This is a genomic window from Crocinitomicaceae bacterium, from assembly GCA_016708105.1.
Classification (GTDB): Bacteria; Bacteroidota; Bacteroidia; order Flavobacteriales_D; family Crocinitomicaceae; genus JADJGJ01.
The window spans coordinates 839,417-854,683 of record JADJGJ010000002.1; the positions used below are offsets into that span (position 1 = coordinate 839,417).

16 protein-coding genes are annotated in these 15,267 nt (G+C 36.9%); 5 read left to right on the forward strand and 11 right to left on the reverse strand.

The window, feature by feature from the left end; genetic code table 11:
• Positions 1–42 precede the first annotated feature (42 nt).
• Together IPH66_14820 and IPH66_14825 are read right to left on the reverse strand one after the other, a co-directional pair.
• Positions 43–2,112, reverse strand: coding sequence for an OmpA family protein (locus IPH66_14820; protein MBK7130616.1), 2,070 nt, complete (start codon positions 2,110–2,112; stop codon positions 43–45).
• A gap of 119 nt (positions 2,113–2,231) precedes the next feature.
• Positions 2,232–3,323: a tetratricopeptide repeat protein gene (locus IPH66_14825; GenBank protein MBK7130617.1), complete on the reverse strand. Its 1,092-nt coding sequence runs from the start codon at positions 3,321–3,323 to the stop codon at positions 2,232–2,234.
• Positions 3,324–3,674: 351 nt separating this feature from the next.
• Between IPH66_14825 and crcB the strand changes: the two genes are divergently transcribed.
• On the forward strand, positions 3,675–4,040 hold the full coding sequence (crcB, locus tag IPH66_14830) for a fluoride efflux transporter CrcB (protein MBK7130618.1): 366 nt from the start codon (positions 3,675–3,677) through the stop codon (positions 4,038–4,040).
• Between the two features lie 11 nt (positions 4,041–4,051).
• On the forward strand, positions 4,052–5,752 hold the full coding sequence (locus IPH66_14835; protein MBK7130619.1) for a M1 family metallopeptidase: 1,701 nt from the start codon (positions 4,052–4,054) through the stop codon (positions 5,750–5,752).
• Here IPH66_14835 and IPH66_14840 read toward each other — a convergent pair.
• Both IPH66_14840 and IPH66_14845 read right to left on the reverse strand, forming a co-directional pair.
• A complete protein-coding gene (locus IPH66_14840; protein ID MBK7130620.1) occupies positions 5,746–6,069 on the reverse strand; it encodes a PKD domain-containing protein in 324 nt (107 codons plus the stop codon). The genes IPH66_14835 and IPH66_14840 overlap by 7 nt on opposite strands.
• Positions 6,070–6,072: 3 nt before the next feature.
• Positions 6,073–8,208 (reverse strand): S46 family peptidase, encoded by a 2,136-nt coding sequence (locus IPH66_14845; protein MBK7130621.1) that lies wholly within the window; start codon positions 8,206–8,208, stop codon positions 6,073–6,075.
• A 99-nt stretch (positions 8,209–8,307) separates the two neighbouring features.
• Here IPH66_14845 and IPH66_14850 point away from each other — a divergent pair, with 99 nt between their 5' ends.
• Both IPH66_14850 and IPH66_14855 read left to right on the forward strand, forming a co-directional pair.
• Positions 8,308–8,814, forward strand: coding sequence for a DUF4442 domain-containing protein (locus IPH66_14850; protein ID MBK7130622.1), 507 nt, complete (start codon positions 8,308–8,310; stop codon positions 8,812–8,814).
• Between the two features lie 55 nt (positions 8,815–8,869).
• Entirely contained in the window at positions 8,870–9,580 is a 711-nt protein-coding gene (locus IPH66_14855; protein MBK7130623.1) for a hypothetical protein, read from the forward strand.
• Between the two features lie 60 nt (positions 9,581–9,640).
• Here the strand turns inward: IPH66_14855 and rimO are convergent, their stop codons facing one another.
• The 7 genes from rimO to IPH66_14890 form a co-directional block, all read right to left on the reverse strand.
• Positions 9,641–10,951: a 30S ribosomal protein S12 methylthiotransferase RimO gene (rimO, locus tag IPH66_14860; GenBank protein MBK7130624.1), complete on the reverse strand. Its 1,311-nt coding sequence runs from the start codon at positions 10,949–10,951 to the stop codon at positions 9,641–9,643.
• Positions 10,948–11,328, reverse strand: coding sequence for a hypothetical protein (locus tag IPH66_14865; GenBank protein MBK7130625.1), 381 nt, complete (start codon positions 11,326–11,328; stop codon positions 10,948–10,950). Before IPH66_14865 ends, rimO begins: the two co-directional genes overlap by 4 nt.
• 30 nt (positions 11,329–11,358) lie before the next feature.
• Positions 11,359–12,312 (reverse strand): signal recognition particle-docking protein FtsY, encoded by a 954-nt coding sequence (ftsY, locus tag IPH66_14870; GenBank protein ID MBK7130626.1) that lies wholly within the window; start codon positions 12,310–12,312, stop codon positions 11,359–11,361.
• 64 nt (positions 12,313–12,376) lie between these two features.
• Positions 12,377–12,532, reverse strand: a complete 156-nt coding sequence (locus IPH66_14875; GenBank protein MBK7130627.1) for a DUF4295 domain-containing protein — start codon at positions 12,530–12,532, stop codon at positions 12,377–12,379.
• A gap of 8 nt (positions 12,533–12,540) precedes the next feature.
• Complete coding sequence (rpmG, locus tag IPH66_14880) at positions 12,541–12,726, reverse strand: 50S ribosomal protein L33 (GenBank protein MBK7130628.1); 186 nt, start codon at positions 12,724–12,726, stop codon at positions 12,541–12,543.
• Positions 12,727–12,746: 20 nt separating this feature from the next.
• On the reverse strand, positions 12,747–12,980 hold the full coding sequence (locus IPH66_14885) for a 50S ribosomal protein L28 (GenBank protein MBK7130629.1): 234 nt from the start codon (positions 12,978–12,980) through the stop codon (positions 12,747–12,749).
• A gap of 149 nt (positions 12,981–13,129) precedes the next feature.
• On the reverse strand, positions 13,130–14,377 hold the full coding sequence (locus tag IPH66_14890; protein MBK7130630.1) for a competence/damage-inducible protein A: 1,248 nt from the start codon (positions 14,375–14,377) through the stop codon (positions 13,130–13,132).
• A 68-nt stretch (positions 14,378–14,445) separates the two neighbouring features.
• Here IPH66_14890 and IPH66_14895 point away from each other — a divergent pair, with 68 nt between their 5' ends.
• Positions 14,446–15,192, forward strand: coding sequence for a DUF4197 domain-containing protein (locus IPH66_14895; protein MBK7130631.1), 747 nt, complete (start codon positions 14,446–14,448; stop codon positions 15,190–15,192).
• Positions 15,193–15,267: the final 75 nt, after the last annotated feature.

The following is a 15,267-nucleotide window of genomic DNA, read 5'->3' on the forward strand; positions in this document are numbered from 1 at the left end:
AACCCGATCATGTTGACCGGGTTTCCAATGTGAATTCAAATTTTAATTTCCAACAATTTCAAATTCTGTTCTTCTGTTTTCTTGTCTGCCCTCAGCAGTATCGTTGCTTGCCACCGGACGATCGGAGCCGTATCCTTTGGCTACCAGTCTCGATTTGTTGATTCCTTTGCTCACTAAATAATCAACAACTGCTTGCGCTCTATCTTGTGATAACTGTTGATTCAATGTTGCAGAACCGGTGTTGTCAGTATGCCCTGATAATTCAATTTTTAGAGTTGGTACATCATTTAGTAATTTAACTAAACGATCAAGCTCAGGATATGATTCAGGACGAATGGTAGATTTACCGGTGTCAAAGAATACGTTACGCAATGCAATTTTACTTCCTACTTTGATGTTCTTCAATTCAATTGTTTTATTCACCAAGTTGTAATCTGCAGTAGAAGGGATGTCAAAATTTTCTGAGTGGAAAAGGTATCCATCAGCCTTCACGGCAATTCCGTAATTTCCGCCTGCGCTAAGTGAAATCAAGAATTTTCCGGTGGCACTATTGGTTACAAATGTTTCAATCACTTTACCGCTTGCATTGTCTGTAATTTCAATGCTTGCTTCAACAGGTTTTTTTGTTAATGCATCAACAGTAATTCCTTTAAATACGGTAAGGTTAATTGTTGCTGCAACCTTTACTTCTCCTGCAAGTTCAGGATCTTGGATAGGACGAGCAAGTGATGCTAACAAATAATCTTGCGTAACCAATGATGGTTTCTTTTCCGGTCCCCAAAAAGTAACTTTATAGATATCAAATCCTCCTTTTCCACCGGCTCTGTTTGAAGAAATGTAGGCGTATTTACCATTTGCTGTTGCGGCAAAGAAATAATCATCATATTGTGAGTTGATCGGATATCCCAAGTTGATTGGTGCACTCCAGCTTCCTCCTTTTTTCTTGCTCATAAAAATGTCATAACCTCCCATTGAATTAAAACCTTCTGATGCAAAATACATCGTTTTACCATCAGGGTGCATATACACGGGTCCGTCATTAAATGCTGAACTTACTTCAGATACTTTTGTTGGCATAGAGTATTCACGGTTGCGTTTCACAACAGGGCCTGACACATAAATATCATAACCTGCGGTACCACCTTCATTGTCTTTAGCATAGTAAATGAGCTTATCATCAAAATCATAAGAAGCAAAAAGTTCATTTGATTTCAAATTGATATTAGAAGAAAAACTTACTGATCCTGTCCAATCTGCTCCTTTCAAAAATGCTTCAAAGATGTCATAGTTTCCATTGGCGTTTAAAACACTATACAATAATTTGGTTCCATTATAAGAAAGATTACTTGAGATATCATCCTGAGTTGTGTTTACTGTTCCGCTTAATCCTCGTGGTGATTGCCATACTCCGTCAACCATGGTTGAAGAATAAATATCAGCGTCATAATTTCCAACTTCATCCGGTGTATGACCGTTTGGTCGGTTAGATGTGAAGATGATTTCTTCTCCATCCATAGTAATTGAAGGCGCATAGTCATCTTGTTCTGAAGAAAGTTCTGGCACTAAATCAACCCAGGCACGAACCGGACTAGCAGTAAGAGTTTTAGCTGAAGCGCACTCATCTTTGCGCTGCTCAGTAAATTTATTGAACAAATCAGCCTTCTTATAGTCGGTTTCAAATGCAATAAAATGTTTTACCGCTTCATCATATTTTCCATCTAATTGACATGCAAATCCCATATAGTATTTCATGAAATGATGACAAAGTGGATTTAATTCATACGCTCTATAGATGTATGGAATTGCCTTCACTTTATACGATGAATGCGCATAACAAACGCCCATTTTAAAATTTAATTCTGCGCTGTTTGGATTAAACTTGTACGCTTTTTCAAATTGTTCAAGAGCTTTCCAGTAATGTAATTTCGGACTCTTTACAATAAACACTTGCTCGTTTCCTAAAAGCCAGAACTCAGTTCCTTTTTCATACGCTTCTAATGCTGCCTGAAAACCTTCTTTATTGTCTTTAAAGTTTGATGCTTTAAATTCAACATCTTGAGCAGTTGCCTGCAGTGAAGCTAAAATGATGATGAAGAATATTATTTTTTTCATGATTGATTTTTTTAAATGTTTATTTCAGCTATGATGATGTCGTTATAATACATCTTGATAACCTGATAAAAAAATTAAGTTTTATAATTTCATTTTACTCTTGCTGATATTCTGCTTATCTAGTTTGAGCAGTTTTGTGAATGATAATATTTTCCAATTTCAGAGCCAAGTTCACGTGCTTTATGCCAGTCTTCACAAGCGCCATCCATGTCTCTCAGCATTTCACGGGCATTTCCGCGATTGATATATGCATCTGCATCATTAGGGTCCAGTTGTATGGCTTTGTCTCCATCTGCTTTTGCCTTTTCATATTCTTTTTTTGTAAAGTATGCTCCACTTCTGTTGCTATATGCAGGCGCAAAATCCGGTTTCAATTCAATGCATTTGGTAAAATCATTTATGGCATCATCCACCCGTCCCATAGCCATATTGGTTACACCTCTGTTCAAATATGCAAGATGAAATTTTGGGTCAACACTCAAAGCTCTGTTGTATGCTTTCATTGCCTCATCATACAATTTCATCTTATGTTTGGTAGTTCCAATATTATTCAAAACGAAGGCAAGATTTGGATTTCTGCGCGCTGCTTCTTCATAATCTTTTACTGCTTCAGGATATTTCTCCAACATACGGTAACATGAGCCGCGATCATTATAAGCATAAGCATCATTCGGATCAAGTTCAATTACTTTGGTGAACTGAGTGATTGCTGCGGTATAATCTTGTTGTAAAAATTTCAAGGTACCAAAGTTGTAATACGCTTTCGGATTTTTTGGGTCCAGCTCAATTGATTTTTGATAGTCTTTTTCTGCCATCAAATAATTATTCAGCCCTTGATAGGCTCGTCCACGCTGAAAATATGCCTTGGCATAATTGGGTTTCATGCTAATTACCTGATCACATGTTTTAATGGCGTCTTCGTATTTCTCTGCTTTAATTTCTGAAAGCGCCTTGTTGTAATAAGCTGTTGTAAAATTTGGATCTGCAGTAATTGATTCTGAGAATTTTTTAATTGCACCAACATAGTCTCCCTGCTTGTAAAGCTCAATACCGGCATTATAGGCATTTTGTGATTGTACCAGAGCGGCGTTTGATTGATTTAGTGCTGAAATAGAATCACGATACTTGATTTCTTCGGGTGTCAAATCTTCCTGACCAAAGGATATCACACCACAAATTGCCATACTTAGGGTTAGTAATAATTTTTTCATGTCTGTTTAAGTTTTCTGTATGGTGCTTCACATTTTGTTTTTACACCATACGGGTTTTACATTTTTTCCTGCTGAACAAGGCCGATTGGTAATTTGCAGGTATCGGGTTTAATGCTTACAAACCGGTATGCTTTTTTTCGGGAGCATGAAAATAGTGGAATTTCAGTTGTTTGCTTATGGTTTACCGGCTGATAATTTTCAACATATGTTAATAACCTATCTACATATCCCTCATTGTTTCTGAAATAATCATGCCATTATCAGGGATTAAGCATCATTCCGGCATCCTTGAATACGGGTTACATTATTGTGAAAGAAACATTATTAATAAAACATGTTTATTTTTACTCTATGAATTTTCAAATGATACTTTGGGTTTTTCTTGGTGGAGGACTGGGAAGCATTCTCCGTTTTGGTACCGGAAAACTTTTTTCAACTTTATTTTCCGTCAAATTTCCAATTGGAACGCTTGTATCAAACGCACTTGCTTGTCTAATTCTTGGCCTTACTTTGTTTCTATTTAAAGACAAAATGCAAAGTAGTGAGTTTTTACGCCACTTCCTGATCATTGGTCTTTGCGGAGGGTTTTCTACTTTTTCAGCATTTAGTTTTGAAACGGTCAAACTTATGCAGGATGGGTTGATTGGAATTGCTTTGCTGAATGTTCTGATTAGTCTGTCGCTTGGATTTGGTATAATTTATTTTCTGGTAAAATAATAGTACTTCGTATGGCACTAAAAAATTTACTTAGGTCTTTTACCGCTATTATTCTGTTACTGGTTTTGTGGAAGTGTACTTATCCGCGGAATCCCAGCACACATAATTACAACAAACCGGTCAAATACAATAAACACTTGCTTGATTCAACTCGTGGTTATCTTAACCCCATGAGATCATGTTATGATGTGAGGTTTTATCACTTGAATCTTTCAATCTTCCCAAATAAAAAAAGTATTGCCGGTGATGTCACTATGGTCTTTGATGTCCTCAATACAACACCGAAAATTCAGTTAGAGCTTTCAGAGAAACTTAATATCATTTCCATAAAAGAAAATGAACTTTCTCTGAATTATGAACGTCAGGGCAAAGCGGTCATCGTTTCGTTTGGCAGAGAATTGCAAGCCGGAGAAAAAATTACCATCGTAACAAGTTATGAAGGCAAACCCAAAATTGCTGAAAAACCACCCTGGAGAGGTGGATTAGTGTGGAAAAAAAAGAACGGTATTGATTTCGTCGGTGTAGCATGTGAAGATGATGGCGCAAGTATTTGGTGGCCGCTCAAAGATCATATTTCAGACAAGCCTGATAGTGTGATGACAACATTTAATGTACCACAAAATTTATTTTGTGTAAGCAATGGAAAATTAGTTGAAGAACGTGAAGGAGAAGACGGAAGAATGATCTACACCTGGAAAACATCATACCCAATCAATCAGTATAATGTCACATTTTACCTTGGACCGTTCAGACATTTTAGTCTTGATTATAGAAATAATTCAGGTACACACCCGCTTGATTTTTATGTGTTGCCTGAAAATTTTGAAAAAGCCCAAATTCATTTTGAACAAACAATAGATGTCATTGAAGTGTTTGAAGAATTGTTTGGTGAATATCCTTGGTGGAAAGATGGATACAAATTAGTTGAGAGTCCGTATGCGGGAATGGAGCACCAAACCGCCATTGCGTACGGCAGCGGTTATAAAAACGGAAAATGGATTAACTACGATTATATTCTTGTTCATGAAACAGCGCATGAATGGTGGGGTAATGCAGTTACTGTTTGTGATATGGCTGACCTATGGATTCATGAAGGTTTTGCAACGTATGCTGAAGCCTTGTATATGGAAAAAAAAGGCGAACCCTATGACTATGATGTGCTGCTTTCAGTAGACCGAAGTTTCTGTAAAAATAAACGACCGGTTGTAGGGCCGCATGATGTTGCTTATACAAATTACCGCGACGGAGATATTTACTCAAAGGGCGCTGTCACACTGCATACCTTGAGAAATGTCATTGATGATGATGGAGTGTTTTTCAGAATTATTTATCGGTTTGGAACTGAATACCGAGATAGCTGTGTTGCTACGCAAGATTTTATTGATCTGGTAAATTCTGAAACTAAAGCAGATTATACTTGGTTGTTTAATCAGTTTTTATATCGGCCTGAACCACCTGAATTGTTTTGGTATTATTATGCCGATGGATATAATGCAAAATTTCTCTATCGCTGGAATTCAGAAATGACTAATGCAGATTTTAAAATGCCAATCACACTGAAAGTTGACGGTAGTGAAATTATGATCAACCCAACAACTGAACTGCAGTCATATCATATAAAAAATGGCTTGTATAAGGCCTTGTCAATTGACAGATATGCATTTTGTGTTTTTACTGAATCAAAGAAATTACTAGATGAACTTAATCAGTAAACCATCACTTCTTTCATAATAGAATCTGCAATGCCATCAGCATTTTTAATGATGAGTTTTACATCGTAAAATCCGAATGTGGTGTATAGCATGGAATCATTTTGAGTGTGTGAATTGAACGCGTTTCCAAAATCCCATTCCCACGAAACGGCGTTGAGTGAATTGTCATAAAAATATACCCAGCATGGAGAAATGCACCCGCTGTTTGAAACCAGAAAATCGGCAAATGGTTCAGGCGCCGGTGCAGGTTTTTCTTTGCATGAAGACAATACGGCAAGCATGATCAAAAGAATGCCATATTGTTTCAGGGTGCACATTTTTTATCGCACAATATTCATTTCTTCAATCAGGTGATGGGCGTCTCCATACTTGTCAATCACCCACAAAACATAACGAATATCAACCACAATATTTCTGCAACGAGATTCATCAAACATAAAATCACTCATGGTGCTTTCCCAACTGCGATCAAAGTTTATTCCAATAAGATTGCCTTCTCCATCAATCACCGGGCTACCTGAGTTACCTCCGGTTGTGTGATTTGATGCAGTGAAACATACCCAAAGTTCTCCATCTTGCGCATACTCACCAAAATCTTTTTTGTTGTAGAGTTCAATGAAACGGTCAGTCAATTCAAAATCCGGATTTTTTGGATCATATTTCTGCATGATTCCATCAATAGTTGTGTAGTGCAGATATTGCATTCCGTCATAAGGTTGTGAACCATCTATTTTTCCGTAAGCGATTCGCATGGTTGAATTTGCATCAGACCACATTTTTTTATCCGGGAACATGACTATCATGCCTTCAACATAGCGCTGCATGAGTTCATCTTCTTTAACCATAAACCATTTGTACTTGTCAACTACGTTGTCATAATATGCCGAGTAAATTTGTATAGCAAAAAGTATGGTTGGATCTTTCTGTAATTTTTTGGCAGATTTAGCGCTGAATTTGTCCAACATAAGTTCTAATTTTTCACGATCTGAAAAAATAGATTTTGTGTATATGGCAACCTCTGTTTTTTCCCATGTTTCAATGAATCCTTCAGGCAGTAAATCAGTACTAACGTAACCGGCGTAAAGTGGTGTAAGTTCATGAAAAATACTCTGGTCAAGTTGAGCGTTATAGTCTTTATAAAAACTCTTCACATTATTTTTTAAGCCTGTAATTGTTTCTTCTAATTTGCCTTCTGATTCTAGTTCATCATACCTGAAAGCAAGTTCATAAAAATCAAAAGCAAAACTGATAATTTCCGGTCCGTAGTAGAAATATTCAATGTACATGTTGCGGGCAAATTCATAACGTCCATATTCAGCTTGCAGTTGATCAAGTTCATCTATTATTTTTCCATATTTTTCCTTCCATTCAGTTCGTTCAGCTGCGCGTGCTCGATACTCTTCTTCAAAAGTTATTTTTTTTCCAATGGCATCTAGTTCATTGAGTCCACCTAATTGTCCAATCCATTTTTTCCATGCGTTGGCAATGCTTGCTTGTTTGGCAGAATATTGAATTCGGATGGTGTCATTTGCATTCATTGCAGGTTTCATTAAATCTAATGTGTGTTGTCGCATATTAATTCTGGCCGGTGCTTCAGTTTCAATGTAGAATTTTAATTTGCTCGCGGTGTAATGTTGATCGGTATATCCCGGAAAGCCATACACCATAGTGAAGTCTCCAATTTGTTTTGGTTTTAATGAAATAGGAAGAGAATAGGCCGGTTTGTATGGAACATTATCTGCACTGTATTCAGCAGGTTGATTATTGTTATCTGCATAAATTCTGAAAACTGAAAAATCTCCTGTATGTCTTGGCCAAACCCAATTATCAGTATCTCCACCAAATTTACCAATGGCATTAGGTGGTGTGCCAACCAGTCTAATGTCTTCATAGTTTTGCGTAATCAACATAAAATATTCATTCCCCTGACTGAACGGTTTTATTTTTGCAGCATATCCGCTTTTCTTTTTTTCTTCTGCTTCAATCAAGGCAATATTTTTCTTTATTTTTTCCTGAATTTCTTCAGCGTTTGCTGTTTTATCTACTCCGCTTAATACTGCTTCTGTTACATCTCTTATTTCCTTTACAATGGTGATGTTAAGCCAAGGGCATGGCAACTCTTCTGAGAAATTTTTTGACCAGAAACCATTGGCCAAATAATCATTTTCAATGCTGGAATGTTTTTGAATAGCATCGTATCCGCAGTGGTGGTTAGTTAAAATCAATCCCTGATCTGATACAATTTCTGCCGTACAGCCTCCGTTAAATTGAATCACGGCATCTTTCAAACTGGAATTATTGGTAGAATAAATTTGTTCTTTGCTCAACTTCAACCCATAGGTTTGCATGTCAGAATAAAACATGTCTATGAGAGAAGGTATCCACATGCCCTCAACTGAAAGTGCCTGACCGGCAAAAATTATACTAAACGTGAACGTGATTATCAGTTTTTTCATTTTCATCTGGTTTTAATCTGTACGGTACATGCAAATATACATTGTTTTATGAGAGATATTTGCCAACTTTGACCTGTTTATCCAATTGATATAAGCACTGTGAAATTCCAGAATCTGATAAAAAAGGCAGCGACATCAAAATTTGCATTGTTCAAATTGAACTGGTTGCTGGCATTAATGGTACCCTTTAATAAACCTCATCGCATAAAAATTGCATCAATTGGTGATGATTTTGTCTCAGTTAGAATTCCGCACCGAAAAAAAAACTTTAACCATATCAAAGGTATTCATGCCTGCGGTTTAGCCACGGCTGCTGAATTTGCAAGTGGCTTTCATTTACTGCGCAGTCTTGATCACAACAAATATAGAATCATCATGAAATCATTGCATGTAGATTATTTCTTTCAGGCTAAAATGGATGCATTAGCAAGTTTCCGTGCTGATGAGAAATGGATACATGATCACATTCTTGAACCACTTGTGAGTGAAAGTTCCAAAACTATTACCGCTGTTGTTGAATTGCATGACACCAAAGGCAATCATTTGGCAACAGCTCAGGTAGAGTGGCAAGTCAAAGCCTGGGAACATGTGAAAACAAAATTATAAATGCTGATTTTTTGTCAGGTTTTTTTTCTCGCACGGGTTTTGATACTTTTGCACCATGGAAGTATTGAATTTTATTTTTGTACTTGGAATTAACTTTTCCATTTTCGGGTTTATCTGGGCATTAATTATGTTGGTAGTGAGGCTTTTTAAAAATCCTGCACAACCTTCTAATATGTCACTTGATTATGTGTTGCGCATTGTAAAATATTTTTTACTCGTATCGGTTATTGCTAATTACATCAACAAATTTCAAGGGAGTGATTTGGATACAAATACCGGTTTAGCAAATTTGATCACCGGTGCAATTGTTTTGGCATTGTACTTACTTGGTAAACTTCAAAATCGGGCGGTGCTTCATCAAATGGGACAACATCCCCTTTTCAAACAGTTTGCTTCAACCATTGACCCAAAAGTAGAACGGTTTTTATTATTGGGATCTGTTGTGTATTTTATTTTTTGTGTCATCTATCCGCAAATGGTTGATAATAAATTAGTGAATTGGTTTACTGATTCTATTCAGAACATTTATGACACACCCATTATTGGTTGGGTGTTTGCCATCATTGCGTTTTTCTTTTTGGTTACCATTATTTTGCGCGCCGCAAACGTCATCGGTCGCTTGCTCAATGGCCAATCTATTATGCAGCCCGGCGTGAATACAAAATTCACCTATGAGAGACGCGATTTTCACGCTGATCAAACTAATCAAGATAAATTTTCTGATTATGAAGATATAACTGATGAAGAGAAGGAGCCGGAAAAATAAAAGTTCAGATAAAAAAAATCCTATCTGCCCTGAACGCTTTGCGCCAAGTAAATTTACTTTTTAGGCAATGATTTTTCCTGTCAAATCATAATGATCTGCAGAAATTATTTCAACCTTTCTAAATTGACCAATTAAAGATTTGTCTTTTGATTCAACAATTACTTCATTGTCAACTTCAGGTGAATCAAACTCAGTACGTCCAAAAAGATATTTTCCTTCCTGACGATCAAACAATACCTTGAATTGTTTTCCTATTTTAAGTTGATTTAGTTCAAAAGAAATTCCGCTTTGCAATTCCATGATTTTATCAGCCCGTTGCTGTTTTGTTTTTTGCGGCACATTATCTTTTAAAGCAAATGCTGAAGTGTTTTCTTCATGAGAATAAGTGAAAATTCCTAGCCTGTCAAACCGACTGCGTTCAACCCAGTCATACATCTCTTGAAAATCTTTTTCTGTTTCACCCGGAAATCCTGATATAAGTGTAGTTCTCAATGCAATGCCAGGTACTTTATCGCGAATTTTAGCTACCAGTTCTTCTGTCTTTTCTCTGGTTATTCCGCGTTTCATTGCGGTGAGCATTTTTGTTGAACCATGTTGCAGAGGCATATCAAGATACTTGCAGATATTTGCGTGATCATTCATCACATCAAGCACATCCATTGGAAAACCTGATGGAAATGCGTAATGTAATCGTATCCACTCTATGCCATTAATTTGAGCAAGTTTTTCTACAAGTTCTGATAAGTTTCTTTTTTTGTAGATATCCAAACCGTAATAAGTGAGATCTTGCGCAATGAGCAATAATTCCTTTACACCTTGGTCAGCCAATGATTTTGCATTGTCCAGCAATTGATTCATGGGTGTTGAAACGTGATGACCTCGCATGAGCGGTATTGCACAAAACGCACAAGGTCGGTCACATCCTTCTGCTATTTTAAAATAAGCGTAGTGAGAAGGTGTAGCTAATAATCTTTCACCAATTAATTCTTTTTTATAATCGGCTTTAAGTGTTTTTAATAAGCGTGGTAAATCTCTTGTACCAAAGTATGCATCAACATCAGGTATTTCTTTTTCAAGATCATCTTTGTAGCGCTCACTCAAACAACCGGTGACATATAGTTTGGAAACCAGACCTTGAGTTTTAGCTTCAGCAAATCGTAAAATGGTGTCAATAGATTCTTGTTTTGCACTTTCAATAAATCCACAGGTATTGATGATGACAATTTCTGCATCGTCTTGTTTTGATTCATGCTCAACGGTAAATTTATTGGCTTTCAGTTGAGCCATCATGACTTCAGAGTCAAATAAATTTTTAGAACACCCAAGTGTAACTACATTGACTTTGTTTTTTTTCAGCGTTTTAGTTTTCAAGGCTGATAGCGGTATATGGTGAAGTATAATGTTTTGCCTTTGCGTGCATGCGCTTTAACAATGTAATAGTTTTCTCCGGTTTCAATAATTTTTGCAAACACATCAAGCGGAGATTTTCTTAGGCCATCATTTGGATCAGAGAGAATATAAGTGCATTCACCGGTCCAGGTGATGTCAAATTTTGCATCAATATCTTGTGAAGGAATTACTTCGTTCTGATATTTTGCGGTGCGAAAAATGAAACAAGTATCGCTGGATCCAGGTTCAAGTAAATAAAAACTGCCGGTATAAAATTCTCTGCAGTTACATTCTTTGTCTTGAGCGTTGACAAACTGAACTGCTGAAGTCAACGCAATGATTACAATTAATTTTTTCATATTGGGTAAAATGAAATTACAATGGCAAATTTAATTAAAGAGCGAATCAACAAATTCATTCTTATTAAAAACTTGCAAATCGTCTATTCCTTCACCTACACCAATGTATTTCACCGGAATTTTCATTTGATCTGAAATACCAATCACAACGCCTCCCTTAGCTGTTCCGTCTAATTTGGTAACAGCAAGTGCGTTAATTTCAGTGGCCTGTGCAAATTGTTTTGCTTGCTCAAAAGCGTTTTGCCCGGTTGATCCATCTAATACGAGCAGTATTTCATGTGGTGCATCAGGAATAACTTTTGACATCACCTTTTTTATTTTTGAAAGTTCATTCATCAGGTTGATTTTGTTGTGCAACCTTCCTGCTGTATCAACAATAACAACATCAGCTTGCTGTGCTTTGCCAGATTGTATGGCATCAAACGCAACCGATGCCGGATCAGCCCCCATGCCTTGCTGAACAATAGGCACACCAACACGCTGTGACCAAATAATTAACTGATCAACTGCTGCAGCTCTGAATGTATCTGCTGCACCAAGTACTACTTTTTTACCTTGTTTTTTAAATTGGTTTGCTAATTTCCCGATAGTAGTTGTCTTACCAACTCCATTCACCCCAACTACCATAATCACATAAGGTTTCTCAATGTTTGAGGGTAGAGTAAACTCAGCCGTGTCACCGGAATTATTTTCAGATAATAATGAGGCAATTTCTTCTTTTAGAATTTTATTAAGCTCTGCTGTGGTTAGATATTTATCTTTAGCAACACGGTCTTCTATTCTGCGAATAATTTTCAATGTGGTATCAACACCAACATCTGAAGTGATTAAAATTTCTTCTAGTTCATCCAGTACCTGATCATCAATGCTTGATTTACCAACAACGGCACGGGTTAATTTAGAAAGAAAGGAGTGTTTGGTTTTTTCCAAACCTTTGTCAAGACTTTGCTTTTTTTCTTTTGAGAAAAGATTGAAAATACCCATATAAAATTAAAAAAGCTCCTCCCGGTCATGGAAGAAGCTGTGATTAAATGTATTCAAAATAGATTTAGCTTTTGGCAAACCAATCCTGAACTTTATCGTTGTGTACAACTTCTTCTTTGAAACTGTACGCACCGGTTTTTGGATTTTTAATCATTTTCACACATTTAGTGTGTTCTTTTCCTCCTCCGGTTTGCAATGAAGCAACTACTTTCTTAGCCATGGCTCTGCTTATTTAATTTCTTTGTGAATAGTGTATTTTTTAAGAATCGGGTTGAATTTTTTCAACTCAATTCGGTCAGGTGTGTTTTTACGGTTTTTTGTAGTCACATAACGTGAAGTACCCGGCTGTCCTGATGTTTTGTGCTCAGTACATTCTAATATCACCTGAATTCTGTTTCCTTTTGACTTTGCCATTTTCTGATAATTTTATCGGGTTAAATGAATCCTTTTTCTCTTGCCTCTTTCAAGCAAGCTCCAATGCCTTTTTTATTGATTGTTCTCAAAGCAGACGTACTCACTTTAATCACTATATACTGATTTTCTTCAGGCACAAAAAAGCGCTTAGTAACCAGATTTGGGTTGAATCTGCGTTTGGTTTTACGATTTGAATGGGAAACGCTGTTTCCTGTAATCGCTTTTTTCCCGGTAATTTGACAAACTCTTGACATGATGTTGTGTTTTATTTTCCGTTTTTCAGATTTGACAAATCATCTCTTCCTGAAAATTGGGAGTGCAAAGTAACTAACTTTTTTATGGATTTACAAATAATCAACAAAAAAAAGCTGAAAAACACCATTTCAAACCCGGCTTAAGTGAGTTAATCATTTGTTTTACAGATTATTCTTCTTAGAAAATTCAATGCATACACCACCGTAAGCTCAATATTCCTTTCCCGATTATGCTTAAACAGAAATTGTTTTGAGTAAACTTTTTCAGGACTTGCAATGGCAATCCATACTGTACCTACCGGCTTTTCCGCAGTTCCCCCATCAGGGCCTGCTATACCTGTTGTTGCAATACAATAGTGTGAATTTAGTCGTTTTGCCCCGCCCAATGCCATTTGTTCAGCTACTTGTTGACTAACTGCTCCATGTGTTGAAATTATCTCAGGCTGCACATCAGCTAAGCTTGATTTTACGGCATTATCATACGCTATAATGGATCCAAGATAATAGGATGATGAACCCGGAACGCTGACTATGCGTGAAGCTAATGTGCCGCCGGTACAACTTTCTACCGTTGAAAGGGTTTGATTTGATGAACTAAGATGTTTTCCAATTACTTTCTCAAGGGTGTCATCATCAAAGCCAAATACCTGTCCTTCAAAGCGCTTTTGCATCAATGAAAAGTGTTGCTCCATGATGCCTGATTGTTCTTTAGTACCGGTTAATCTCAATTTAACAATGCCGGGTGATGGCAAATATGCAATCGCTATTTCACTCTTTGCACATGCTTCTTCTATGTCGTTTATTTCATGTGCAAGTTGTGATTCGCCTATACCTTGAAATAAAATAGTGCGATGATAGAAGGTAGCAAGTTTGTATTTTTTCTGAAATTCAGGAATTATTTTTTCCATGAGTCCTTTCATTTCAAACGGTACTCCGGGCAATGAAATGACATCTGCTCCATCTTTGGTAAACCACATTCCTGAAGCTGTTCCCAAATCATTTTCAATTATAATCGCCTTAGAAGGCAGCATTGCCTGTTGTTTATTGACATCCAGCATAGGACGATTCAGGTGTCTGAACATTTCTTCTACTCTCTTGAGGATAGTGGCATTCAAAATCAACGTGTCATCAAAATAATGAGTGAGTACATGTTTTGTTATGTCATCTTTGGTTGGCCCTAATCCACCGGTGAATATAACCAGACTGCAATTTGTTAGCATTCTATCAAGTGCTTCTGTAATTCTGTCAGCCTTATCTGAAATACTTAGAATTTCTCGCACGGAGATTCCTATTTCATTGAGTTTAGTCGCTAACCAGGCAGAATTGGTATCAATGGTTTGCCCCACTAATATCTCATCTCCAATGGTGATTATTCCGGCATGAATTTGTGTTTGCATATTTCTTGGTACTCTGTTTGTAAGGATAACTATAAATGACTATGTTTGACAAATAAAACTGAACGTAAATGAAAACGAAATTATTGATTTATCTCGGATTTGGAATGATGTTATCAAGTTGCGTGCTTGAAGAAATTGCAAACGATGTAATCACAACCGGCACCGGTACGGGAACAGGTACAACCACAGCTCCTGCTCTGACAAATGAAGAAGTTATTCAGGGATTGAAAGAAGCTTTGACCATTGGAATTAAAAAAGGTGCTGAAATGGCTTCCATGACAGATGGTTTTTTTAAAAATGATTTGATTAAGATTCCTTTTCCTCCTGAAGCAAATAATATTAAAGACAAAGCCATTGAGTGGGGATTGCAAGGAAAAGTGGATGAGATTATTCTTACCCTGAACCGTGCGGCAGAGTTGGCCTCTCAAAAAGCAACACCAATTTTTGTTGATGCCATTACCAACATGAGTATTGGTGACGGTTTTGAAATTCTGCATGGTTCTGATTCTGCAGCTACCATGTATCTCATTAAAACTACTACAGCGCCATTGACAGAGGCTTTTTTGCCAGTAGTTAAAGAGGCCATTGAAACAGTAGAGTTAACTAAATACTGGAATCCGGTGGCGACAAAATACAACCAATGGGCAAAAATTTCAGGCAAATCTGAAATCAATCCAGACCTTGATAAATATGTGACAGATCGCGGTATTACCGGTCTTTTCGTGTTGGTTAAACAAGAAGAAAAGAAAATCAGAAAAGATCCTGTTGCGCAAGTAACTGACCTGTTGAAAAAGGTTTTCGGCAGTTTGCTTTAAGCCAACGTTGGGAAAATAGGTTGAAAAAAATCGTTTAAAGTCAACCTTTTTGGCGAATATTGCGTATAGGTTATA

Excerpts from the sequence above, each read along its gene's own strand:
- IPH66_14820 (MBK7130616.1), bottom strand. The coding sequence starts at position 2,112 with ATGAAAAAAATAATATTCTTCATCATCATTTTAGCTTCACTGCAGGCA.
- IPH66_14825 (MBK7130617.1), bottom strand. The coding sequence starts at position 3,323 with ATGAAAAAATTATTACTAACCCTAAGTATGGCAATTTGTGGTGTGATA.
- crcB (MBK7130618.1), top strand. The coding sequence starts at position 3,675 with ATGAATTTTCAAATGATACTTTGGGTTTTTCTTGGTGGAGGACTGGGA.
- IPH66_14835 (MBK7130619.1), top strand. The coding sequence starts at position 4,052 with ATGGCACTAAAAAATTTACTTAGGTCTTTTACCGCTATTATTCTGTTA.
- IPH66_14840 (MBK7130620.1), bottom strand. The coding sequence starts at position 6,069 with ATGTGCACCCTGAAACAATATGGCATTCTTTTGATCATGCTTGCCGTA.
- IPH66_14845 (MBK7130621.1), bottom strand. The coding sequence starts at position 8,208 with ATGAAAAAACTGATAATCACGTTCACGTTTAGTATAATTTTTGCCGGT.
- IPH66_14855 (MBK7130623.1), top strand. The coding sequence starts at position 8,870 with ATGGAAGTATTGAATTTTATTTTTGTACTTGGAATTAACTTTTCCATT.
- IPH66_14865 (MBK7130625.1), bottom strand. The coding sequence starts at position 11,328 with ATGAAAAAATTAATTGTAATCATTGCGTTGACTTCAGCAGTTCAGTTT.
- ftsY (MBK7130626.1), bottom strand. The coding sequence starts at position 12,312 with ATGGGTATTTTCAATCTTTTCTCAAAAGAAAAAAAGCAAAGTCTTGAC.
- IPH66_14875 (MBK7130627.1), bottom strand. The coding sequence starts at position 12,532 with ATGGCTAAGAAAGTAGTTGCTTCATTGCAAACCGGAGGAGGAAAAGAA.
- rpmG (MBK7130628.1), bottom strand. The coding sequence starts at position 12,726 with ATGGCAAAGTCAAAAGGAAACAGAATTCAGGTGATATTAGAATGTACT.
- IPH66_14885 (MBK7130629.1), bottom strand. The coding sequence starts at position 12,980 with ATGTCAAGAGTTTGTCAAATTACCGGGAAAAAAGCGATTACAGGAAAC.
- IPH66_14890 (MBK7130630.1), bottom strand. The coding sequence starts at position 14,377 with ATGCAAACACAAATTCATGCCGGAATAATCACCATTGGAGATGAGATA.
- IPH66_14895 (MBK7130631.1), top strand. The coding sequence starts at position 14,446 with ATGAAAACGAAATTATTGATTTATCTCGGATTTGGAATGATGTTATCA.